Origin of the sequence: Streptomyces atratus, assembly GCF_900119365.1 — a bacterium.
Classification (GTDB): Bacteria; Actinomycetota; Actinomycetes; order Streptomycetales; family Streptomycetaceae; genus Streptomyces; species Streptomyces atratus_B.
The window spans coordinates 84454-107643 of the sequence record NZ_FPJO01000009.1 but is presented as its reverse complement, the minus strand read 5'-3'; the positions used below and the strand labels follow the sequence as shown (position 1 = coordinate 107643).

The 23190-nt window shown below is 72.8% G+C and carries 13 protein-coding genes; 8 read left to right on the top strand and 5 right to left on the bottom strand.

Going from position 1 to position 23190, the window contains the following annotated elements; translation table 11 throughout:
* The first annotated feature begins 49 nt into the window (after nucleotides 1-49).
* Complete coding sequence (locus BT364_RS17595; RefSeq protein ID WP_072486125.1) at nucleotides 50-10936, top strand: non-ribosomal peptide synthetase; 10887 nt, start codon at nucleotides 50-52, stop codon at nucleotides 10934-10936.
* A complete protein-coding gene (locus BT364_RS17590; RefSeq protein WP_072486263.1) occupies nucleotides 10923-12623 on the top strand; it encodes an ABC transporter ATP-binding protein in 1701 nt (566 codons plus the stop codon). The genes BT364_RS17595 and BT364_RS17590 overlap by 14 nt, the downstream gene beginning before the upstream one ends.
* A gap of 48 nt (nucleotides 12624-12671) precedes the next feature.
* Here BT364_RS17590 and BT364_RS17585 read toward each other — a convergent pair whose 3' ends face one another.
* Nucleotides 12672-13784 (bottom strand): alpha/beta hydrolase-fold protein, encoded by a 1113-nt coding sequence (locus tag BT364_RS17585; protein ID WP_072486124.1) that lies wholly within the window; start codon nucleotides 13782-13784, stop codon nucleotides 12672-12674.
* A gap of 263 nt (nucleotides 13785-14047) precedes the next feature.
* Here BT364_RS17585 and BT364_RS17580 point away from each other — a divergent pair, with 263 nt between their 5' ends.
* Both BT364_RS17580 and BT364_RS17575 read left to right on the top strand, forming a co-directional pair.
* Complete coding sequence (locus BT364_RS17580; protein ID WP_072486123.1) at nucleotides 14048-14257, top strand: MbtH family protein; 210 nt, start codon at nucleotides 14048-14050, stop codon at nucleotides 14255-14257.
* A 17-nt stretch (nucleotides 14258-14274) separates the two neighbouring features.
* Nucleotides 14275-14796, top strand: coding sequence for a GNAT family N-acetyltransferase (locus BT364_RS17575; protein WP_072486262.1), 522 nt, complete (start codon nucleotides 14275-14277; stop codon nucleotides 14794-14796).
* A gap of 34 nt (nucleotides 14797-14830) precedes the next feature.
* Here the strand turns inward: BT364_RS17575 and argB are convergent, their stop codons facing one another.
* The gene (gene argB, locus BT364_RS17570; RefSeq protein WP_072486122.1) at nucleotides 14831-15679 is read right to left on the bottom strand and encodes an acetylglutamate kinase; all 849 of its coding nucleotides are present in this window, start codon (nucleotides 15677-15679) and stop codon (nucleotides 14831-14833) included.
* 183 nt (nucleotides 15680-15862) lie between these two features.
* Here argB and BT364_RS17565 point away from each other — a divergent pair, with 183 nt between their 5' ends.
* Both BT364_RS17565 and BT364_RS17560 read left to right on the top strand, forming a co-directional pair.
* Complete coding sequence (locus tag BT364_RS17565) at nucleotides 15863-16342, top strand: hypothetical protein (RefSeq protein ID WP_107408254.1); 480 nt, start codon at nucleotides 15863-15865, stop codon at nucleotides 16340-16342.
* Nucleotides 16339-17019 (top strand): vitamin K epoxide reductase family protein, encoded by a 681-nt coding sequence (locus BT364_RS17560; RefSeq protein ID WP_079179511.1) that lies wholly within the window; start codon nucleotides 16339-16341, stop codon nucleotides 17017-17019. The genes BT364_RS17565 and BT364_RS17560 overlap by 4 nt, the downstream gene beginning before the upstream one ends.
* On the opposite strand, the gene BT364_RS17555 is transcribed toward BT364_RS17560, so the two are convergent.
* The gene (locus BT364_RS17555; protein WP_072486119.1) at nucleotides 16970-18301 is read right to left on the bottom strand and encodes a globin domain-containing protein; all 1332 of its coding nucleotides are present in this window, start codon (nucleotides 18299-18301) and stop codon (nucleotides 16970-16972) included. The two genes, BT364_RS17560 and BT364_RS17555, sit on opposite strands and share 50 nt — an antisense overlap.
* 280 nt (nucleotides 18302-18581) lie before the next feature.
* Between BT364_RS17555 and BT364_RS17550 the strand changes: the two genes are divergently transcribed.
* Nucleotides 18582-19304 carry a response regulator transcription factor gene (locus tag BT364_RS17550; RefSeq protein ID WP_072486118.1) on the top strand — a complete coding sequence of 241 codons (723 nt, stop codon included), beginning with the start codon at nucleotides 18582-18584 and terminating at the stop codon, nucleotides 19302-19304.
* 27 nt (nucleotides 19305-19331) lie between these two features.
* Here BT364_RS17550 and BT364_RS17545 read toward each other — a convergent pair whose 3' ends face one another.
* On the bottom strand, nucleotides 19332-21005 hold the full coding sequence (locus BT364_RS17545) for a sensor histidine kinase (protein ID WP_072486117.1): 1674 nt from the start codon (nucleotides 21003-21005) through the stop codon (nucleotides 19332-19334).
* Nucleotides 21006-21551: 546 nt separating this feature from the next.
* Here BT364_RS17545 and BT364_RS17540 point away from each other — a divergent pair.
* The gene (locus BT364_RS17540) at nucleotides 21552-21749 is read left to right on the top strand and encodes a hypothetical protein (protein ID WP_143166505.1); all 198 of its coding nucleotides are present in this window, start codon (nucleotides 21552-21554) and stop codon (nucleotides 21747-21749) included.
* A gap of 144 nt (nucleotides 21750-21893) precedes the next feature.
* Here the strand turns inward: BT364_RS17540 and BT364_RS17535 are convergent, their stop codons facing one another.
* Nucleotides 21894-23189, bottom strand: coding sequence for a nickel/cobalt transporter (locus BT364_RS17535; RefSeq protein ID WP_072486115.1), 1296 nt, complete (start codon nucleotides 23187-23189; stop codon nucleotides 21894-21896).
* Nucleotide 23190 lies beyond the last annotated feature (1 nt).

Genomic DNA, 23190 nt, shown 5'->3' with positions numbered 1-23190 from the left:
AAGTCAGGTTGGGTCAACTTGCGTACCTTGGAAGGATGCTGAGTCTTCGATGACGGAACCGACCGTTCCCCGTGTACTGCTTTCTCCCGCCCGCCTGGCCGGCGTGCGCCGGCGAACCGGCGACCACGGCGACCGGACCATCGTCGAAGCCTGTGCCATCGGGCTGTCGTACTGGGCGACCGGCCTCGGCCCCGACGGCATGGACCTCACCCCCGGCACACTGTTCACCGATGTCCTCGGGTGGGTCGACAACGGCGGTGCCGGGAGCGGTGGCTGGGAACCCGTCGCGGACGGCTGGAGCATCACCGTCCCCGACGGCGTCGGCCCGGCCGACGCGCAGCTCGCACTGGACGACCTGGCCGACTTCCCGGACCGCCCCCTCGGCACCATCGGCCCGTCCAGCGTGGCGGCGAGGCTCGAAGCCCTGGCCGAGTGGAACGACAACCGGGCCGACCGGGTCCGCCCGACCATCATGGAGATGTTCCTCGAGCAGGCACGCGCCAGGCCGGACGCCGTCGCGATCGTCGATGAGCACCGGTCATTGACGTACCGTCAAGCAGATAAACGCTCCAGCCAGTTGGCGCACCACCTGATCGAACGCGGCCTCGGCGCCGAGCAGGTCGTCGGGATCTCGCTCGGCCGCTGTGCCGACATGGTCATCGGCCTCCTCGCCGTGCTCCGGGCCGGGGGCGCGTTCGTGCCGCTCGATCCGCAGTGGCCCGCCGCGCGCCGCGCCGTCGTCGTCGAGGACGCCCGGGTCGTGCTCCAGCTCAACGACCGTGGCGAGCACGGTCCGGGTGAACCGGACGCCGTGGCCGTCGACCTCGACGACTGGCGGTTCGGCGGCCACCCCGCCGAGGGGCCGGAGGCGGCCGTCCCCGGCACGGCCCTGGCATACGTGATCTTCACGTCCGGTTCGACCGGACGGCCCAAGGGCGCCATGATCCGGCACGAGGCGATCAGCGAGCGCCTGCTGTGGCAGGCCGACGAGATCCTGCGCTTCGGCCACGACGACGCCTCGCTGTTCAAGGCACCGCTGTCCTTCGACATCTCCATCAACGAGATCTTCCTGCCGCTGGCCCGCGGCGGCAGGCTGGTGATCCTGCGGCCCGGCGGCGAACGCGACCCGCACCATCTGCTGGGCGTGATCGCCGAGCAGCGCGTCACCTTCACCTACCTGGTGTCGTCGATGCTGGACGTGCTGCTGGAGATCGCGGGCGACTCCGGCCGCCTGGACAGTCTGCGGCACGTCTGGTGCGGCGGCGAGGTGCTGACCCCGGAGCTGTACGAGCGGTTCCGCACCCGGCTCGACATCCCCCTGTACCACGGCTACGGCCCGGCCGAGACGACCATCGGTGTCTCCCACGTCATCTACCGGGGCGCGGCGGAACGCCTGTCGACATCGATCGGCAGGGCCAACCCCAACACCCAGCTGTACGTGCTGGACGACGAGCTGCGCCCGGTCCCGGTCGGGGTCGGCGGCGAACTGTACGCGGGAGGGTTCCTGTTGGGACGCGGGTACGTCAACGCGCCCGGCCTGACCGCCTCCCGGTTCGTGGCGAACCCCTTCGCCGACGACGGGTCCCGGCTGTACCGGACCGGTGACCTGGCGCGGTTCGCCCCGGACGGGTCGCTGGACTTCCTCGGACGCGCCGACAACCAGATCAAGATCCGCGGCATGCGGCTGGAGATCGAGGACGTCGAGGCCGGCCTCGCGGAACACCCCGGCGTACGGCACAGCTGCGTCGTCGCGAAGAAGAAAACGGCGGGCGGCACCTACCTGGTGGGGTACGTGATCCCGGCCGCCGGCCACGAGGAGCTGCGGGCGGACGAGGTCGGGGAATGGGCCGCCCGGCACATGGTGGAGTACATGGTGCCCGCCCACCTCGTCGTGATGAAGGAGTTCCCGCTCACCGCGAACGGCAAGCTCGACCGGGGCGCCCTGCCGGAACCCGAGATCGGCACGGGCTCCGTCGTGGCACCCGCCACCGACAACGAGCGGGTGGTGTGCGCGGCCGTCGCGGCGGTGCTGCGGCTGGAGAAGGCCGGGGCCGACCAGGACTTCTTCCAGCTCGGCGGAGACAGCATTCTGGCGATCTCACTGCTGAGCGCGCTGCGGGAGGCCGGTCTCTACGTCACCGCACGGCAGATCTTCACCCACAGCGTCCTCGGGGCACTGGCCGCGGTGGCGAGCCGCGAGGACGTATCCGCCGTGGACCACGGCGATGTCGCGACCGGCCCCGTCGTGGGATCGCCCATCGTGCAGTGGCTCGGCCGGACCACGGACGCGATCGACGGCTTCGTGCAGTCCGTCGTACTGAACACACCGGCGGAGCTGACCGCCGGCGCGCTCGACGAGATCCTCGCCGCCCTGCTGGGGCGGCACGACATGCTGCGCGCCAGGCTGGTGCGCGGCGAGCGCTGGAGCTTCGACATCCCCGAGGCCGGACGGGCCGTCGTGGGGTGGCAGGAGAGCGACCGCCCGCTGGAGGAGTGCGTCGCGCTCGCCACCGAGGGGCTCGACCCGGCGGGCGGCGTGATGCTGCGCGCCGTGTGGCGCCGCGAGGCGCGGCAACTGGTCATGGTCGCCCACCACGTCGTCATCGACGGTGTGTCCTGGCGGATCCTGATGGACGACCTGGCCACGGCCTGGCGCCAGTCCGTCTCGGGCACGCCCGTCGAACTGCCCCCCGTGGGAACGTCGTTCAGGCGCTGGACACAGCTGCTGGGCCGCGCGGCCTTCGACCGCGACCGCACCCACTTCCAGCGCCCCCTGCCGGGGCCCGACGCACCGCTGGGCCGACGGGCCCCGTCCGGGACCGACACCGTCGCCAGGGAGCGGGCGCGGACCGTCACCGTGGGCCCCGAGGACACCGCCGCGCTGCTCGGCGCGATCCCCGCGAAGTTCCACGCGGGCGTCAACGACGTACTGCTGACCGCGCTCGCCGTCTCCCTCGCCCGGTGGCGCCGCGACCGGGGGCAGGAGCAGACCTTCGCCCACATCGAACTGGAGGGACACGGCCGCGAGGGACGCCATGTGGCGGACGCGACCGGCTTCGAACCGGAACTCTCGCGGACCGTGGGCTGGTTCACCACCCTGTTCCCGGTGACCGTCGACCCCGGCACGGCAGCCGACTTCACCGCCCCGGCGTACCTGGCCGCCGCCCTCAAGGCGGTCAAGGAGGACCTCGCCGCCGTACCCGGCAACGGCGTCTCGTACGGCGCCCTGCGCTACCTGAGCGAAACCGGGCTGACCGCCCCCGCGCCGCAGGTGCTGTTCAACTACCTGGGCCGCTTCGACGCGGGTGCGTCCGGTGACTGGCAACTCGCGGGCATCACAGGTCAGTTGGGCGAGAAGCGCGACCCGAGGATGCGGCTGCCGCGCGCCCTGGAGTTCAACGCCATCGCCGAACCCGACGCGAGCGGCGCGTACGAGCTGGTCACCACCATCTCCTGGCCCGAGGGGATGTTCACCGACGAGGACATCACCACCCTCGGCGCGTACTTCCGGGCCGCCCTGTCCGCCCTGGCCGCGCTGGAAGAGGGCGGCCACACCCCCAGCGACTTCGCCCTGGTGCGGCTCACCCAGGCCGATGTCGACGACCTGGACGGCCCGGCGCTGCGGGACATCCTGCCGCTGACCCCCCTTCAGGAGGGCCTGTACTTCCACTCGGTCTTCGACGACGACGCGACCGGCAGCTACGTCGAGCAGCAACTGCTGACGCTGGACGGCGACGTGGACGCGGACCGGCTCGCGGCGGCGGCCACCCGGCTGCTCACGCTGTACCCCAACCTGGCCGCCCGGTTCACCGCCCTCGCCGACGGCCGGGTCGTCTCCGTCGTCGAGAGCGGCGCACAGGCGCCCTTCGCCACGCTGGACCGCCCCGGCCTCACCGACGAGGAGATCCGCGACCACGCCGAGCGGGACCGCCGCGCCGGATTCGACCTGGCCGCCGGGCCGTTGATGCGGTACACGCTCATCCGCGCCGGCTCCGGCCGCAACGTCCTGGTGCAGACCGTGCACCACATCGTCGCCGACGGCTGGTCGGTACCGCCGATGCTCCGCGCGCTGCTCGCCGAGTACCACGTGCCGGGGAGCGTGTACCCGCTCGGCGGCTACCGCGACTACGTGACCTGGCTCGCCGGACGCGACCAGGACGAGAGCGAGCGGGTGTGGCACGACGAGCTCGCCGGTCTGCCCGGCCCCTCGCTGGTGGCCGAGGGGCACACCCCCTCCGACCGGTTCGCCGACACCGCCGTCGAGCCCGCCCTCGACATCGACGCCGCCGCCCGCTCGGCCGGTGTGCCGCTGAGTGTGGCCGTGCACAGCGCGTGGGCGGTGACGCTGGGCGGCATCCTGCACGGCCGGGACGTCGTGTTCGGCTCCACGGTCTCCGGGCGCGACGCGGCGGTGCCCGGCATCGGGGACATGGTCGGCCTGTTCATCAACACCATCCCCGTGCGGGCCCGTTGGTCCGCGGACACCACGGCGGTCGAGCTGCTCGCCACGGTGAAGGAACACCAGAGCACGGTGCTGGCGCACCAGCACGTCTCGCTGGCCAGGATCGGCCGCCTGACCGGCGCCGGCCCGCTGTTCGACACCCTGGTGGTGTTCGACGTCGCGACCGACGTGGACGCCCTGCGCGGCCCCGGCGACGAACCGGTCATCACCGACATCGTCAACGAGGGCGCCCCGCACTACCCGTTGACGCTGGTCGTGGAACGCACCACCGACGGCCGTCCGCGCTTCAACCTGATCCACGACGGGGAGCTGCTGCGCCGGGAGAGCGCCGAGGCGATCCTGGACACCTTCACCCGGACCCTCACCGGCCTGCTCGAACGGCCGGACACCCCGGTCGACGACCTTCTGGCCCCCGAGGCCGGCCGGGGCCCGGCGCCGGCCTCCCCGGCGACCCTGGGCGAGCTGTTCGACGCCGCAGCGGACCGCGACCCGGCAGCCACCGCCGTCACCCAGTGCGCCCTCGACGGCGTCACCCGGTCACTGACGTACGGTGAACTGGCCGATGCCAAGAACGAGTTGGCCTCGGTCCTGTGCGCGGCCGGGGCCGGGCCGGGCACCCGGGTCGCCGTCGCCGTACCGCGCTCCCTGGAACAGGTCGTCGCCCTGGTCGCGGTCGTCACCGCGGGCGGCGCCTACGTACCGCTGGACCTGGCGTACCCGGACGAGCGGCTGGAGTACATCCTCGCCGACGCCGCCCCGCAGGTCGTGCTCGTCGACCGCGAACAGCAGGGCCGCTTCACCCGCCTGCTGGCCCGAGCGGGCGTCCAGGCCCGGGTGCTCGTCCAGGGCGACGAGCCGGCGCCGGCCACCACCGCCGGGCCCGGGGCCGGTCGGCACGACCCCGCGTACGTGATCTACACCTCCGGCTCGACCGGCCGCCCCAAGGGCGTCGTCGTTCCGCACTCCGCCGTGGTGACGCTCCTCGCGAACACCCGGCCCGACATGGACTTCGGCCCGCACGACGTCTGGGTCCAGTTCCACTCCTTCTCCTTCGACTTCGCGGTCTGGGAGCTGTGGGGCGCCCTGGTGCACGGCGGCGAACTGCTGGTGCCGGAGTACGCGCTGACCCGCTCCCCGGTCGACTTCCACCGGCTGGTCCGCGAGCGCGGGGTGACCGTGCTCAACCAGACCCCGTCGGCGTTCCACCAGTTCACCGAGGCCGACCGGCTCGCCGCCGAACCGGTCACGGCGCTGCGCCGGATCGTCTTCGGGGGCGAGGCGCTGGACCTCGGACGGCTGCGCGGCTGGGTCGAGCGGCACGGCACCGCCGCGCCCGAGCTGGTCAACATGTACGGCATCACCGAGACCACCGTCCACGTCACCCACCGGGTCCTGACCGACGAGGACTTCGGCCCCGGCGACGACGTCAGCCCGATCGGCGGCCCGGTCCCCGGCCTGGTCGTCCATCTGCTCGACGACCGGCTGCGGCCGGTGCCGCCGGGCCGGGTGGGCGCCATCTACGTCGCCGGGGACCAGGTGTCGCTCGGCTACCTGGGCCGGCCGGGGCTCACCGCGGGCCGCTTCGTGGCGAACCCGTTCGCGGCCGACGGCTCCCGCATGTACCACACGGGCGACCTCGCCCGCCGCACCCTCGACGGCGAGCTGGAGTTCGCCGGCCGTGCCGACGACCAGGTGCAGCTCAAGGGCTTCCGCATCGAGCCGGGCGAAGTGGAGTCCGCCGTGCGGGAGCTCGACGGCGTCGTCGACGCGGCCGTCACCGTGGCGGACAGCGGCGACCACCTGGTCGCACACGTCGTGGGCCGGGTGCCCGGCGACTTCACCGCCCTGCTGTCCACCAAGCTGCCCGCACACATGGTGCCGGGCCGGGTACTGCCGGCCGACGCCCTGCCGCTGACGGTCAACGGCAAGCTGGACCGCAAGGCCCTGACCGCGCGCGCCGCCCAGGACGGCACCCCGGCGGCCACGAGCGACTCGGCGCTCACCGCACTGGTCGGCATCTTCGCCGAGACGCTGCCCGGCGTCGCCGTGGACGCCGACACCGACTTCTTCGGCGCAGGGGGCGACAGCATCGTCGCCATCACCGTGATCAACCGGGCCAGGGCGCTCGGCCTGCGGATCGTCCCACGGGACGTGTTCCTGCTGAAGACACCGCGCGCGCTCGCCGGCCATCTGGCCACGCACACCCCGCAGCCCGTCGCGTCCGCACCGGCCCACCGCGAGGACGGCCCGCTGCCGGCCACCCCGATCATCCTGCGCCGGCGCGAACTGGGCGGTTCACTCGCCCGTTTCGCCCAGGCCAGGGCGGTGGTGGCGGCCGAGGGCACCGACCTCGCCGACGTCCGGCGCGCCGCGAACGCCGTCGTGGCCGCACACCCGGTCCTGCGGCTGCGGCTGCGCGTCGAGCACGGCGTGTGGACCCTGCGCACCGAACCCGCCCGCGAGGTCGCCGTCACACCGACCCACGCCCCCGACGCCACGGCAGCGGCGAACGAGGCCGCCGGACGGCTCGACCCCGAATCCGGGGACGTCATCGCGTTCTCCTGGCTGGCGGCGAGCCGCACCCTGGTGGTCACCGTCCACCACCTCGCCGTCGACGCGGTGTCCTGGCTGATCCTCCTGGACGATCTGGCCACCGCCCTCGCCGGTGCGGCCCTGCCACCGCCGACCACGTCCTACGCCGAGTACGCCGAGGCGCTGGCGGCAGGGTCCGGCCCGGCGGCCTACGCTCTCGGACACTGGATCACCACGCTGGAGGCGCCCGCCCTGCTGCCCGAGGTCCAGGACCTGCGCGAGACCACGGTCGTACTCGCCCGCGAGGTGAGCGACCGCGTGACCCGCAGCGCCCCCGCCGCACTCGGCGTGGGCCTCACCGAGCTGCTGTGCGGCGCGCTGCGCACCGCCCTGACGCGCATCCAGCCCACGCCCACCGATCTCGCGATCGAACTGGAGCGGCACGGCCGGGTCCCGGCCCTGGAGCACCACGACTACTCCCGTACCGTCGGCTGGTTCACCGCCATCGCACCGGTGCGGCTCACGGCGCACACCGACCCCGTCGCGGCGGCGCGCGAGACCGCGGAACGCCGGCCGGACGAGCACGAACACGTCGCCTACGGCCGGCTCCGGTACCTCGACGCGCAGACGGCCCCGCTGCTGGACGCCCGCCCACAGGTGCTCTTCAACTACCTGGGCCGGGGCAGCGAGTCCCGGGCCCTCCACCTCACCGGCGGCGACCAGGGCAGCCCGTACGCCGTCGAGGTCAACGCCTGGACCGACGACAGCACCGGATGCCTGCACGCGGCCTTCACCCTCGCCGGGGGCATACCCGACGAGATCACCGGGCACTGGCGCACCGCCCTGGAACACATCGCGGACGCCTCCGCCACGGCCGAGCGCACCGCACCGGTCACCCCGCTCCAGCGGGGCCTGTTCTTCCAGGCCCAGATGGCGGGCACGGCCGGACACTACGTCGCGCAGAGCTGGTTCACCTTCGACCGGCGCCTGGACCCCGGCGCGCTGGCCGAGGCGATGGCGGACGTGATCGCGCGCCACCCGGCCGTGGGCGCCGGCTTCACCACCGACGACGACGGGAACCCGGTCCAGGTCCTCAAGGCGGGCCGGCGGGTCGACGTCCGCACGACCGCCGTGACGAGCGACGCGGAGGCCGAGGAGCTGCGCACCCGGGACCGCGAGTCGGGATTCGACCCGGGCGAACCGCCGCTGATCCGGCTGACCGTGGTGCGGCTGCCCGACGGCCGGGACGGCCTGCTGCTCAGCTACCACCTGCTGCTCTGGGACGGCTGGTCCCGCGAGATCGTGCTGCGGGATCTCTTCGAGGCGTACGAGGCCGTCGTGGCGGGCGAACCGCCGGTCGCGGTCCCCGCCGTGCCGGGCTTCGAGGAGTACGCCCGGGCACTCGACGCCAGGGACCCCGAGGTGTCGAACCGCTTCTGGGCGCAGCACCTCGCCGGCCTGCCGGGCCCGACGCTGCTCGCCGGACCGGCCCCGTCCCTCCCGGACGACCTGCCGCGCGCGCTCACGCACACCTTCTCCGCCGAACTGTCCGACCTGCTGCGGGACGCGGCCAGGGTGCACGGCGTCACTCTGAACACGGTGCTGACCGGCGCGTTCGGCCTGCTCCTCGGCGCCCGCACCGGCCGCGGTGACGCCGTGTTCGGTGTGACCGTCTCGGGCCGGGAGGGCGAGGGCCACTCCGGCATCGTCGGTGTGCTGCTCAACACGGTGCCCATGTGGACGCGGGCCCGGCCCGACGACACGGTCGGCGCGTACCTGTCGGCCGTTCAGGCGGCCCGGGTCGAGGCGATGGAGCACGAGCACCTGGGCCTCGGCGAGATCCAGCGTGCCAGTGGGCACGACACCCTCTTCGACAACCTGTTCGTGCTCCAGAACTTCCTGGACCCGGACGCGTTCGCCGCGATGAACACCCGGCACGGCATCACCTCGGTGCGGGCCGACGACTCCACGCACTACCCGTTCACCTGGGTCGTCACGCCCGGCGACCGGCTCACGGTCAAGCTGGAGCACCGCGACGACGACCCCGGGGGCGCCCGCCGCCTCCTCGACGACTACCTCCGCGTACTGGAGGACCTCGCCCGGTCGACGGGGCGGGTGGGCGCGCTGCCGGGGCTCGCCCCGGCCCCCGGGCCCGCAGGACGCACCGACGTCGGCACGGACACCGTCGTCGACCGCTTCGACCTGGCGGCGGACCGTGACCCCGGGCGGGTCGCGCTCGTCGCCCGCGGCTCGGCCATGACCTTCGCCCAACTCCAGCTACGGAGCCGGGCGTTGGCGGGAGTTCTCGCCCGCCGGGGCATCGGACCCGAGACGGCCGTGGGTCTGGCGATCCCGCGCTCCCTCGACTCGATCGTGGCTCTGTTCGCCGTGCTGCGCGTCGGCGCCGCGTACGTACCGCTGGAACTGGACCACCCGGACGAGCGGATCGCCGCCATCGTCGCGGACGCCCGGCCCGAGGTGATCCTCACCGTGAGCACCGTCTCGCCCCGGCTCGGCGGCGAGCTGATCGAGCTGGACCGGCCCCTGCCCGAGGCCGATCCGTACGTGACGTTCGCGCCCGACGACCCGGACCGCCTGCGGCACCCCGCGTACACCATCTACACCTCCGGCTCGACCGGGAAGCCCAAGGGCGTGGTGACCGAGTACGCAGGGCTCACCAACATGCTGATCAACCATCAGCGGCGGATCTTCGAACCGGTCCTCGCCGAGCACGGCAACCGGGTCTTCCGGATCGCGCACACCGTGTCGTTCGCGTTCGACATGTCGTGGGAGGAACTGCTGTGGCTCGCCGACGGACACGAGGTCCACATCTGCGACGAGGAACTGCGCCGCGACGCCCCCCGTTTGGTCGAGTACTGCCGTGAGCACGCGATCGACGTCATCAATGTGACCCCGACCTACGCGCAGCAGCTGGTGGCCGAGGGCCTGCTGGACAACCCGGCACGGCGGCCGGCGCTGGTGCTGCTGGGCGGCGAGGCCGTCACCCCGACGCTCTGGCAGCGGCTCGCCGGGACCGAGGGCACAGTCGGCTACAACCTGTACGGGCCCACCGAGTACACCATCAACACCCTCGGCGTCGGCACCTTCGAGTGCCAGGACCCGGTGGTCGGCGTGGCGATCGACAACACCGAGGTGTACGTACTGGACCCGTGGCTGCGCCCGCTGCCCGACGGGGTCCCCGGCGAGCTGTACGTATCGGGCATCGGCATCGCGCGCGGCTACCTCGGGCAGAGCGCCCAGACCGCGCACCGCTTCGTCGCCTGCCCGTTCGCCGGACCCGGCGAGCGGATGTACCGGACCGGCGACCTGGTGATCCGCCGGTCCGACGGGAACCTGACGTACCTGGGCCGTACCGACCAGCAGGTCAAGATCCGCGGGCACCGGGTCGAACTCGGCGAGGTCGAGGCCGTGTTCGCGGCGCACCCGGCGGTGCGGTCCGCCGCCGCGGTCGCCCAGCCCGACCCGCAGGTCGACGGCGCGTACCGGCTGGCCGCCTATCTCGTACTGGACGGCGCCGACCTGGCGCAGGTCGCCGCCGAAGTGGGCGCCGGGCTGCCGGACTTCCTGCGTCCGACGCACTTCGCCCGGGTCGACAGCATCCCGCTCACCGTGAACGGGAAGGCCGACACCAAGGCGCTGGGGGAGGCCAGGCCGCTCGGCGCGCTCACCACGGCGGGAGAACGCGGCCCGGAGACCGGGACCGAGACCCTGGTGTGCGAGTTCTTCGCCGAGGCACTGGACCTGGACGACGACGAAGTGAGCGCGGTGAGCGACTTCGTGTCCCTCGGAGGGCACTCCATGCTGGCGGTGCGGCTGACCGGGCTGCTCCGCCGCGAGTACGGTCCCGTGATCACCATCCGTGATCTGTTCACCCTGCGAACCCCGGAAGCGATTGCCCGCCACCTCGATGAAAACTCCTGACACGCAGCGCCCCCGGCCGGGGGCGGACATCCTGCGCACCGCGCTGCGCCGCAACGTCGGCGCCATGGTCCGGGGCACCGTCCTCATGGGCCTGTACCAGGCGGGGGAGACCGCCTTCCCCATCGCGCTCGGTCTGATCGTCGAGCACACGATGCAGGACCGCAGCCCGGCCGCGCTCGGCCTGTCGATCGGCGCGCTGGCCGTGATCATCACGACGGTGTCGCTGTCGTGGCGGTTCGGGATGCGGGTCCTGCAGAAGGCCAACACGACCGAGGCGCACCGCTGGCGGGTGCGGGTGGCCGCCTGCGGGCTCCAGCCGGTGGCCAGGGACGTCGACCTGAAGTCCGGCGAGGTGCTGACCATCGCCACCGAGGACGCCGACCAGACCGCCGACATCGTCGAGGTGGTGCCGCTGCTGGTCAGCTCGCTGGTCGCGGTGGTGGTCGCGGCCCTCGCGCTGGGCCTGGCCGATGTCCGGCTCGGCCTGCTGGTCATCGTGGGGACCGTCACGATCCTGTCGGTCCTGGCCGTGATGTCCAGGCGGATCGGCGCCAGTACCCGCGAACAGCAGGCCCGGGTGGCGCGGGCGGGCGCGAAGGTCGCCGACCTGATCACCGGCCTGCGTCCGCTGCACGGCTTCGGCGGCAACCACGCCGCGTTCGGGTCGTACCGGAAGGTCAGCACGGACGCGAAACGCCAGGCGATCACCGTCGCCCGGGTCAACGGCGCGTACGCCGGCACCGCACTGGCCCTCAACGCGGTCCTCGCCGCCGCCGTGTCCCTGACGGCGGGCCGGCTGGCGTTCGACGGCCGGATCACCATCGGGGAACTGGTCATGGCCGTGGGCCTGGCGCAGTTCATCATCGAGCCGCTCAAGATGTTCTCGGAGATGCCCAAGTACGTGATGACGGCGCGCGCCTCGGCCGAGCGGATGGCGCTGGTGCTCTCCGCGCCGCCGGTGACGACCCCGGGTTCGCAGCGCCCGGCCCCGGGCGGAGGGCTCGCGGTGGACGGCGTCCGGCACGGGGCGCTGCGCGGGCTGAAGTTCCAGGTGGCCGCAGGTGAGTTCGTGGCGATCGCCGTCTATCAGCCGCGCGCGGCGGCCGATCTCGCGGCGGTCCTCGCGGTGAATGTCGCGCCGGACGCGTACGAGGGAGTGGTGCGGCTCGGCGAGCAGCCGATCGCGGAGCTGTCGGTCGAGGCGGTCCGCGAGCACATGCTGGTGAATCCGTACGACGGGGAGATCTTCGCGGGCACCCTCCGCACGAACATCGACCCGTCGGGCACCAGCCGGACGATTCCCGAAGCCGTCGAGGCGTCGATGCTGACGGATGTCGTCGCCCTCCACCGCGACGGGCTCGACCACGCGGTCCGCGACCGCGGGGCGAACCTCTCGGGCGGGCAGCGTCAGCGGCTGTCCCTGGCCCGCGCCCTGGCCGCCGACACCGACGTACTGGTCCTGCACAACCCGACGACGGCGGTCGACGCGGTCACCGAGCAGCTCATCGCGCGCAACGTCGCGAAGTCGCGCCGGGGCCGCACCACGGTCGTGATCACCAGCAGCCCGGCCCTGCTGGACGCCGCCGACCGTGTTCTCGTCCTGGACGAGGGCGTCATCACCGCCGAGGACACCCACCGCAACCTCCTGGCCCGCGACGCCGACTACTGCCTGGCCGTGGCCCGGTGACACGCCGGGCGGTCTCGGGGACGTGCCCGGACACGTCCCCGAAACCGCTCAGCCGAGGGCCCAGGCGACATCCCTGAGCAGGGCGTGCCGCCAGCCCGCCCGGTCGTGGTCCGAGGGCGACCGGGAGATCCGCACCGTCGCGCCGGCCTGTTCGGTCAGGGTCTCGGCCAGCTCGCAGTGGGGCAGCATCCGCGTCTCGTGTTCCCCCGCGTCGAACGCGCACCGCAGACCGGACAGATCGGGGCCCCGTCGCAGCCGCGCGGCGACGGCGCCGCCGACCGGGCCGCCCAGGGGGTCCGCCAGGTCCATGGCGCCGGGGGCCCACCAGAAGGACGCCGACTGGAGAGCGACCCGCGAGACCAGGTCCGGGAACTCCAGCGCCGCGTACAGCGCGCTCAGCCCGCCCAGACTCTGCCCGGCCACCACCAGCCGGTCCAGGTCGGCCGGTACGCCGGATTCCGCGACCAGCGGCAGGAGTTCGTCCCGGACCGCCTCCCACAGCTCGGGCCTGCACCCGAACTCGGCCGCCCGGTCCTTGGCCGGAACGAAGACGAGCGTCACCGGGGGCATCGCGCCACCGGCGACGGCCGAGTCGAACGCGGCCATGGCCGGGTGCAGATACAGCCAGTCGTCCCCGTCGAGCAGCAGGACGACCGGCCCGCCGCCGCCCGCCGGGTGGACGCGCACGGTGCGCCGCCCGCCGAGCCGCGCACTGTTCCAGCGGAGCCGGGCCGACGGCAGGGGCAGGACGTCGTCGGGGCCGACGAGGGGCCAGTGCGGCTGCGCCGGGGCGTCCGGGGTCGCGGCGATGGACCGGTCCGCGCCGGCACCGACCGGGTTGAACGGATCCGCGTGGGCCGCGTCGCCCGCGACGATCCGGTAGGTCACCCGCAGCCGCGCGGGCATGCGCACTTCGGCGTACCAGCAGTCCGTGCCCGCCCATCGGTGCAGGGGAACCGGCTGCGACCAGCTCTCGAAATCGATGCAGGCACCGGGCCCGCGCCACAGGAACAGGGTCCGCCAGCCGCCGACGCCGTCGGGCACCGACGCGGGGGTCCGCGCCGCCGCCCAGAACGCGTCGGTGCCGGGTCTGCGGGGCAGCCCGAACGCGGCGAAGGGGCTTTCCCCGTCGGCCGTGGGGCCGGAGCCGAAAGAAGTCATGACCGGCCGGTGCGGCGGTCGTTCGCGGTCCGGCGGCGTGTGCCCGAAGGTGCGTCCATGCCGTCCTGCGTGCGGACCCGTGCGATCACCCGGCGCATGAACGTCTCCTTGTGAGAGGGGAGGGGAGAGGTTAGGCTCATCCTGCATTAGGTGAGCCTAACCTAACGTGGTTTGCTCCCTCCATCCCCGATCCGCCTCCGGATCCGACGCACAGTCACGACGCGGCCGACACCGGCCCGTCGGGCCCGAGGAGACACCGACACATGAGCACCAACCCTTTCGACGACCCCGAAGGCCGCTTCCTGGTCCTGGTGAACGACGAGGGACAGCACTCGCTCTGGCCGTCCTTCGCCGAGGTTCCCGGAGGATGGACGATCGTTCTCACCGAGAACACCCGGGAGGAGTGCCTGGAATACATCGAGGCCAACTGGACCGACCTGCGCCCCCGGTCCCTCGCCGCGTCCACCGACTGAACCGTGTGGGGAACGTCTTGATCACGGCCTCGCCGCGCCCCGCCCCGCTGCCGTCCGCGCTCCCCGTACCGGCGTACTCCGTACGCCCGGCCCGCGAGGAGGACGCCGCCGAACTCGCCGAACTGTCCCGGCCGTTCGTGCGCTCGGGCGCGCTGCGGGAGCGGCCCGTCCCCCTCTACGCCGCCCACGCGGCCGACTTCCTCGTGGCGCAGGCCCCCTCGGGCACCGTCGAGGGTTCCGTCGGCCTGCGCGTGTACCCGGCCGGCCCCGGGGAGGGCCGCGGTCCCGTGGGCGTGCTGTACAACTTCTGCGTGGCCGGTCACCGGCAGGGGAGCGGAGTGGGGGCCGGGCTCCTGCGGGCCGCGCTGGCCATGGCGCACGCCCGGTCGCTCGGCGCGCTGTTCACGGCGACGACCGGCGGTGGCGGCCTGTTCCTCCGGTACGGCTTCGCGCCCACGACCGCACGCCGGGCACCTTCGTCCTGGGCGCGGTCCCTGGACCCCCGGCGCAACGCGCGGATCCTCACGAAGACCCTGTGACGGCCGGCACGCACGGGCGGGCCGGCCGCCGCGGTCATACGGTGCTGCCGCAGTGGTCCGGGCTGCTGCCGGGAACCACGGTGGTGCCGGGGCTGGTCTCGCCGAGGAGGCCGCGCAGCACCGCGTGCGGTACGCGGCCGTCGAGCACATGGGCCTTGCGCACCCCGCCGCGGACGGCCCGCAGGCAGCCCTCCATCTTCGGCAGCATCCCGCTCGCCAGCCCCGGCAGCATCCCGTCCAGCGCGTCGGCCGTCAGGTGCTCGATCACCTCGGTGCTGTGCGGCCAGTTGGCGTACAGCCCCTCCACGTCGGTGAGCATCACCAGCCGCTCGGCCCCGAGGGCCACGGCCAGGGCCGACGCCGCGAGATCGGCGTTGACGTTGTAGACCTGCCCGTCCTCGCCGCGTGCCACGGGGGAGACCACCGGTATGTGCCCTTCCTCCAGGAGCGTGCGCACCACGCCCGGGTTCACGTCCACGACGTCGCCGACGAGACCGATGTCCACCGGCCGCCCGTCCACCCGGGCCGGCCGCCGCACCGCCGTCATCGTGTGCGCGTCCTCGCCGGTCATCCCCACGGCGAAGGGCCCGTGCTCATTGATGTGGCCGACCAGCTCCCGCTGGACCCGGCCGCTCAGCACCATGCGCACCACATCCATGGTCTCCGGAGTGGTCACCCGCAGCCCCGCCTCGAAGCGGGACTCCAGGCCGAGGAGATCCAGCATCGCGCTGATCTGTGGCCCGCCCCCGTGCACGACGACCGGGCGCAGTCCTGTGCGCCACAGCTCCACGACGTCCCGGGCGAACGCCCGCTTCAGGCTCGCGTCCACCATGGCGTTCCCGCCGAACTTGACGACGACCGCGCCGCCCCGCACCCTGTTCACATACTTAGCTTAGCCTAGCCTAAATTGGCGTGATCCTGTGTGAATGAAGGGAGTTGCCGTTCGCGTCGGGGCCGCTACCGCCGAGTTCCGGCCGACAGGGCCGATCGGCCCTAGCGGTGCCCGGCCTCCGATGGGTTCACTGCGATGCATCGCACACCGCGGGTGCGCGAGGAGGGAAACATGGTGATCGCAGTCGTCGGGCACAGGGACCTCGGCAACAGAACCCTGGAGCTGGTGGAAGCCGAACTGAGAGCGCGGCTGGACCGCTTGGCGGAAGGTGCCGCCGCCCTGGTACGGGTCGGGGCGGGGCTGCCGTTGGTGTTCGGGCGGGCCGCCAGGGAGGCCGGGCGGAAGCTGACGGTGCTGCTGCCGGCTCAGGGCGCGGTTCCCGCCGTGCTGCCCGAGCGGGACCGGTCGGCCGCGGGCGAACTGCTGGTCCTGGCCGAACACGTACGACTGCTGGTCTTCGATCCCACCGACCGCGACGCGTGTGTCGGCGCCGATGAAAAGCTGGTGGAGACCTGCCGGACCGTGCTCGCCGTGTGGGACGGATCGCCGTCGGACGGGCGGGACGCCACCGCGCATCTGGTCGCCTTCGCGCGTGCGCGGGGAATCCGGGTGGAGGTCGTCTGGCCGGACGGTTCCGTACGGGGGCGGGCATGAAACTGTCGGAGTGCGGGACGGGGAGGGTGGCGGAAGGCCCCGAGGCCGACGAGCGGGAATGCGCCGGCGCGTCCGGGGCGGGTGACGAACGGGAGTGCGCGGGGGCGAGGCGGGGGTTCGGGTGGCTGCTGGTCGTCACCGCCGCACTCGGGCTGCTCGGCTCGTTCGTCATCACGATCGACAAGTTCGAACTGCTCGCCGACCCCGGCTTCGTGCCCGCCTGCTCGCTGAGCCCCGTGGTGTCCTGCACCAGTGTGATGCGCAGCGAGCAGGCGTCGGCGTTCGGCTTTCCCAACCCGCTCATCGGGCTGGTCGCCTTCGGGACGGTGTTGGGGACCGGCGCGGGCCTGCTCGCGGGTGCGCGCTACCGGCGCTGGTACTGGTTGGGACTGAACCTCGGCACGCTGTTCGGTGTCGGCTTCTGCATGTGGCTGATGACCCAGGCGTTGTTCGAGATCGGCGCACTCTGCCTGTGGTGCGTGCTCGTGTGGGTGGCCACCGTCTTCATGTTCTGGCACACCACGGTGCACAATCTGCGCCACGGCGTCCTGCCCGCGCCGCGCGCCCTGGTCGCGGCGGTGCTGGAGTTCCCCCTCGTGGTGCCGGTGACCTGGTGTCTGGCCATCGTCATGCTGATAGCAATCCGGTTCTGGTCGTACTGGCAGACACTTCTGTGACCGCGACCACGCCGGTGGCGTCGTGACGGATCTGCTCGGCCGGTACTCCGGCGGCGGCCAGCCGAGCGGCGACGGCCTGCGTCGGCCCGGTCGTGGCGGCCTCGGGGGCCAGGGCCAGAAAGGCGTGCTGCCGGGCGGCGGCCCCGGGCTGCGGGGGCAGTATTCCGTTCAGGGCCCGCAGCCCGGCACCCGCGAAGCGGGTACTCGCCGCGTCGGCCGCGATGACGGTCAGCCAGGAGCGCTTGCGCCGGAACGCTTCCAGATACGCCGCGTCGTACATCTCCCCGGCCGCCGCCATCTCCCCTGCGGGACCCAGCAGCAGCCGTACCCGGTGGGCGCGGGAGTGGTCGGCATCGATCCGCTGGAGCAGCGCCTTCATCGGAGCCCAGCCCGTACCGGAGGCGATGAGCAGAAGATCCGCGGCCGGAAGGTGATCCGGCAGGGCCAGTGCGCCGCGCGGGGCGCTGAGACGGACGGCGCCGCCCTCCCGCGCCCCGTGCACCAGCGCATCGCTCACCCCGTCGGCGCCCCGGGCCCGTACGTGGAACTCCAGTTCACCGTCCGGATGCGGGGCTCGGGCCAGGTAGTACGGACGCCAGGCCTGCTCCAGCAGCGGCGACTCCAGGGACGCGTACTGCCCGGCTTCGAAGGCGTAGGGCTGATGTGGCCGTACCCGCAGTACCGCGAGATCGGGGGTGCGGAGTTCGTGCGAGGTCACCGTCGCCTCCCAGCTGGGCGGTTCGGCGATCGCCTCGTCCGCGCCCCTGACCATCGCCGAGACGGCCAGCCGCAGCATCCGCAGCCAGGCCTGCTCCAGCGCGTGGGTCCACCGGGCGCCCGCGCGCACGCGCAGCGCCTCGATCAGCGCCGCCTCGAAGGCCTCGAAGTGCGCGGGGCGCACACCGAGCTTGCGGTGATCGCGTCCCAACTGCCCGAAGACGCCGATCATTTCTTCCGTACGGTGCAGATTGCCGATCAGATACCGGAAGATCCCGGCGAGATGGGCCTGCTGGAAGGCCATCGACTCGGGGAACAGCGACCGCAGATACGGGTGCCGCTCGAACAGGATCCGGTACAGCTCGGCGATCAGCTCCTCCAGCGGGTTCACCAGGGACAGCGAGTCGCCGATCAGCCGCTGGTCGGCCGTTCCGTCGTACGCCTGCGGGGCCTCGGCGCTCCACTCCCCGGCACGACTGCCGGACGGGGCCAGGATGCGTCGTCGAAGCCGCATCGCGTCATGCCGTGCGAGCAGTGCGTGGTAGTCCTCGCTCGGGGTGTTCATGGGCCGGTTGCTCCTCGTTGCAGCACAGTGGGGTGGCCGGGAAGGGAGATGTCCGTGGTGCCCGGACGATCTTGGCGGCGTCAGTATGGCACCGCGCCCCACCCGCTGACCGGCCCCTGGCCACAGGGTCTTTCGGCCCTGTTCAGACGCCGTTTTCCATGCTGTTGCACCCCGGCGGGAACAGTCCCGCGGACGGGCACATACTGTTTCCGGCCCTCTCCCCGAACCGATCGAGCATGTGGTGAATGAGTTCGCGAACACCCCACCGAGCACGACCCCGTTGAGCACGGATCCGCCCCGGTCCCGGGCCCCCGTACGTGTCTTCATCCTCGACGACCACGAGGTCGTCCGGCGCGGCGTACGCGATCTGCTGGAGGCCGAGGACGACATCGAGGTCGTCGGCGAGGCGTCCGACGCCCGGGAGGCGCTGGCCCGGGTACCGGCCAGCAGACCGCAGGTCGCCGTGCTGGACGTACGCCTCGGCGACGACCGGGGCGGCGATCACGCCGGCATCGAGGTGTGCCGGGAGCTGCGCGCGCTGATGCCCGAACTCGCCTGCCTGATGCTGACGTCGTTCGACGACGACGAGGCGCTGTTCGACGCCATCATGGCGGGCGCCGCCGGGTATGTGCTCAAGCAGATCAACGGAGCCGATCTGATCACCGCCGTACGCAGGGTCGCGTCGGGCACCTCGATGCTCGATCCGCGGACGACCGCCCGCGTGATGGAGCGGCTGCGGGGCACCGAGCGGCCCCCTGCCGAGGCGTCGGAGGGATCGGAACTGGACGGACTCACGCCCAGGGAGCGGCAGATCCTCGATCTCATCGGCGAGGGCCTCACCAACCGCGAGATCGCGGAACGCCTCTTCCTGGCCGAGAAGACCGTCAAGAACCGCATCTCCTCGATCCTCGCCAAACTGGGCGTGGGCCGCCGGATCCAGGCCGCGATGCTCGTCGGCCGGGTCAAGGACCGCCAGGGGTGGCCGCAGGCCCCGAGAGGCTGACGGGTACTCGGACGCCGGTCCCGGGCGTCAGTCGTGGAGCGGTGCGCGCCAGATGATCCGGGTGCCGCCGTCCGCCGGCCGTTCGATGGTCAGGGTGCCGCCGCAGAGCTCTGCCCGCGTACGCATGTTGGCCAGCCCTCCGGGGCGCTCGGCCGCGGCCCCTGTCCCGGGCGCGGCCGTGACACCGTCCCGGATTCCGATGCCGTTGTCGGTGACGGTCAGGGTCACCGCGTCATCGGCCGACAGCACGATGCCGATACGCGTGGCACGGGCATGGCGGGAGGCATTGGACACCGCCTCGGCGGCGACCGCCACCACATGTTCGGCCAGCTCGTCCGGGACCGTGGTGTCCACCGGCCCGTCGATCCGCAGAGAGGGCCGGAAACCGAGGGCGTGGGCCGCCGTGCGAGCCGTCTCCGCCATCCGGTGCCGCAGCCCGCCGCGGCCCGGACCGTCCGCCGTCCGCAGATCGAAGATGGTGGACCGGATGATCCGGATCGTGGTGTCCAGATCGTCCACCGCCCGGCTGACCCGCTCGGCCGCGTCCGGCCGGTCCGCGATGGCGCGCGTGGTGCTCTGCAGGGTCATCCCGGTCGCGAAGAGACGCTGGATCGCCAGATCGTGCAGATCGCGGGCGATCCGGTCCCGGTCGTGCATGACGGCGAGTTCCTCGGACTCGGCCCGCCTGCGGGCCAGTTCCAGGGCGATGGCCGCCTGGTCGGCGAAGCCCGAGACGAGCGCGACCTCGGTGTCGTCGAACGGCGGGCGGTCCACCGGCCTACCCAGGCGCAGTGCGCCCCTGGTCTCCGCGTCGACCCGCAGAGGCACCGTCACCACCGGACCCAGACCGTCCTCGGCACCGTCGCCGAACGGGTGGGCCCGGGGATCGGTACGCACATCGGCGCAGTGCACCGGGGTCCCGGTACGGGCGGCGAGTCCGGCCAGTGAACCCCGCGCGGGTACGGACAGCCCCGTGACGCGTTCGGAATCCCTGCCGTGGGCGACGGCAACGGTCAGACGTGCCTCGGCCCCGGAGGCCGCCGAAGCCCCGGAGAGGGGCGTGCGGGGTGTCGGCAGCAGGATCGCGGCCCGGTCGGCCCCCGCCACCTCCATCGCCCGCTCGGCGATCAGATGCAGCACCTCGTCGGCGTCCGTCCCCGAGAGCAGCGTGCGGGTGATCTCGCCCAGCGCCTCCAGCCGCCGCTCCCGGCGACGGCTCTCGTCGTACATGCGGGCGTTGTCGATGGCGACCCCGGCCGCGATCGACAAGGTGGTCAGCACCGCCTCGTCGTCGGCGTCGAAGCTCACCCCGCCCCGCTTCTCGGTGAGGTAGAGGTTGCCGAACACCTCTTCCCGTACCCGCACCGGCACCCCGAGGAAGGTGCGCATCGGGGGATGGTTGGGCGGAAAACCGAAGCTGCGCGGATGGCTGCTGAGATCGGTGAGCCGCAGCGGTTTCGGGTGCCGGATCAGCTCACCGAGGATGCCGCGCCCGCACGGCGTCTGGCCGATCACGGCGGCGAGCTGCTCCGATATGCCGACCGGCAGGAACTCCAGCAGCTTCTGCCCGTCCCCGACGATGCCGAGCGCCCCGTACTCCGCGTCGGTCAGGGTCACCGCGGCCTCCACGATCCCGCGGAGCACCTCGGGCAGTTCCAGGCCCCGCCCCAGGCTCATCACGGCATCCAGCAGACCGCGCATCCTGTCCGGCCGGCTGGGCTGGGGCCAGGACGCCGGACCGGCACAGGGGGAGTCGGGCAAGGCCCTGGGGGCTGTCTCTGTCATCGGGCGCCGCTCTCAGGGTCCGTGTGCCGTATACCGGGAAATCGCTCACCGGATCACCGCAGGGCTGGGACCGGTCCACGGACGGTCAGCCTACGGCAGCCGCAGGGCGGGTCCGGCCGTGCGCCACCGGCCCGGTGAGGCCGGTCGGCTCCCCGACGCCCCGGCACGTAGGGCCGGTCGGCCCGGCGGAACGTACCCGTCGGTCCCTGGGGGGCTTCGAGGGGCGCGGCCAGCATGGTGCGGCCGGGAAGGTCCGGTCCCGTCCCCTCGTGATCTGCCGGACCTTTCCGACCGCTCCCCGCCGCCCGTGCGGCCGGGGAGCGCTCGGAGAACCGCAAGAGCTGGAGGACACGGTCCGGTGGACGCAACGGAAACGCAGGGCGGGCGGGCCAGGACCGGCCGCGCTCCCGGCGGCCGGCCGCGGCCGCCGTGCTGACCGGGTGGGGATCGGCGGTCCTCACGATGTTTCTGCTGCTCATACCGGTCGCTCCGGTCCTGGCCGCACTGCCGGCGGTCGCGGGCACCACTGCCGTGGTGTGCCTGGCCGTCCAGGCGCGGCTGCGACGGGGACAGGAGCAGCGTGAGGAGGAAGTGCGCTGGTCCACGCTCTTTCCGGTACGGACCGCCGGCCCGGCCGGGACCACCGAGGACGAGCGGTGAGCGGCTCGGACCGGGACCGGGACCACGGAGCGCTGGAGGACGAAGCCGGACGTGGAGGATCTCCGTCCGCCGGTACCGCTCCATCGGCCGGTTCCGTCGGCCGGGCTCCGTCCGCGGGTCGGTCGCCGGTCCCTGCGAACTCCTTTACGGCGCCAGAAGCCGTACCGCCGCGAGCGCCGAGGCCACCGTGCCTCCGGCCACCACCGCCGAGGCGGCGAACAGCGGAATCCTCGGGGTCCAGGTGCGCAGCAGCGAGGAACGGGAGACACGGTCCAGCAGCGCGTCACGGCCGCGCAGCACGATCAGTCCGACACCCGTCAGGGTGAGGGCCATGCCCGCGCCGAAGGAGGCCACCATCGCGAGGGCGAAACCGACCTTGCCCGTGAGCAGCCCGGTGAGCAGGACCAGGAAGGCGGAGGGCGAGGGCAACAGGCCGCCGGACGCACCGAGAAGGACCAGACCGCGCCAGGTGAGCAGCGAGGGGGCGTCGGGGATCTCGTGGCTGTGCCCGTGGCCGTGCCCACTCGCGTCGTGGCCGTCGGGCGAATGACCGTGCCCGTGCTCCTGCCCGTGCTCCTGCCCGTGCTCGTGACGGTGTGCGTGATGGTGGCCGCGGTGACGCAGATTCCGCCGCAGCAGGCCCGCACCCACCCCTGCCACCACCAGCGCGGCGGCCAGTTGCAGCCATTCCGTCAGCGCCTCCATGTCCGGCGCCTTCTTCGCCGCCAGCCACCAGCCGATCGCGAGGACGGTGACCGAGAGCGTGTGCATCACGGCGACGACGCCCCCGAGCCACACCGCGTCCCGCGGTCTGCCCCGGCCGCCCACCAGGTATCCGGCGGCCAGCGACTTGCCGTGCCCGGGAGCACAGGCGTGCAGCGCGCCCACGGCCGCCGCCACGAGCAGCGCCGTCCAAAGGGCCACTCCGCGGTCCAGCAGCGAGCTCAGATCACTGGTCCAACTCCCGCCAGGAGAGCCCGAGTCGGCTCGTGCATCGGATTTCAGCGCGAGCGTGCGCGTCGGCTCCTTCGCCGTGTGCAGTCCTCCGCTGCCCGCATCGGTCACCGACAGCGTTCGGTAGGCGGCATCGGTGTCCGTCAGCGCGGTGACCGTCAGTGTGATCCGGTCCACCGGATGCGGGCAGGAGAAGTGGAGTGTCATGCCGTCCACCCGGTCCGCCGGGCAGGGGCTGCCGTCCTGGCGTACGACGATGTGCGCGCGCAGATAGCCCGTCACATCGCCGCCGGAGCTCTTCCGCAGGACGGCGACGTCGTCCTGCTGCGCGGACCAGGTCGCGTCCACGGCGGAGGGGCCCGCCGCCTCGACCCTGACGACGGGGGGTGTGCCGAAGGGGTGCGCCTGGGCCGTCCCCGCGCTGCCGAACAGCAGCGCGGGGACGGCGGCCTGCAGGAGCAGCACCCCGGTGCGGAGTGATCGCACG

Coding starts and splice junctions, on each gene's coding strand:
- BT364_RS17545 (WP_072486117.1), bottom strand. CDS start 21,005: ATGCGCGGTCTGCTGGATGCCGTGATGAGCCTGGGGCGGGGCCTGGAA.
- BT364_RS17590 (WP_072486263.1), top strand. CDS start 10,923: ATGAAAACTCCTGACACGCAGCGCCCCCGGCCGGGGGCGGACATCCTG.
- BT364_RS17560 (WP_079179511.1), top strand. CDS start 16,339: ATGAAACTGTCGGAGTGCGGGACGGGGAGGGTGGCGGAAGGCCCCGAG.
- BT364_RS17555 (WP_072486119.1), bottom strand. CDS start 18,301: ATGAACACCCCGAGCGAGGACTACCACGCACTGCTCGCACGGCATGAC.
- BT364_RS17595 (WP_072486125.1), top strand. CDS start 50: ATGACGGAACCGACCGTTCCCCGTGTACTGCTTTCTCCCGCCCGCCTG.
- BT364_RS17585 (WP_072486124.1), bottom strand. CDS start 13,784: ATGACTTCTTTCGGCTCCGGCCCCACGGCCGACGGGGAAAGCCCCTTC.
- BT364_RS17580 (WP_072486123.1), top strand. CDS start 14,048: ATGAGCACCAACCCTTTCGACGACCCCGAAGGCCGCTTCCTGGTCCTG.
- BT364_RS17540 (WP_143166505.1), top strand. CDS start 21,552: ATGTTTCTGCTGCTCATACCGGTCGCTCCGGTCCTGGCCGCACTGCCG.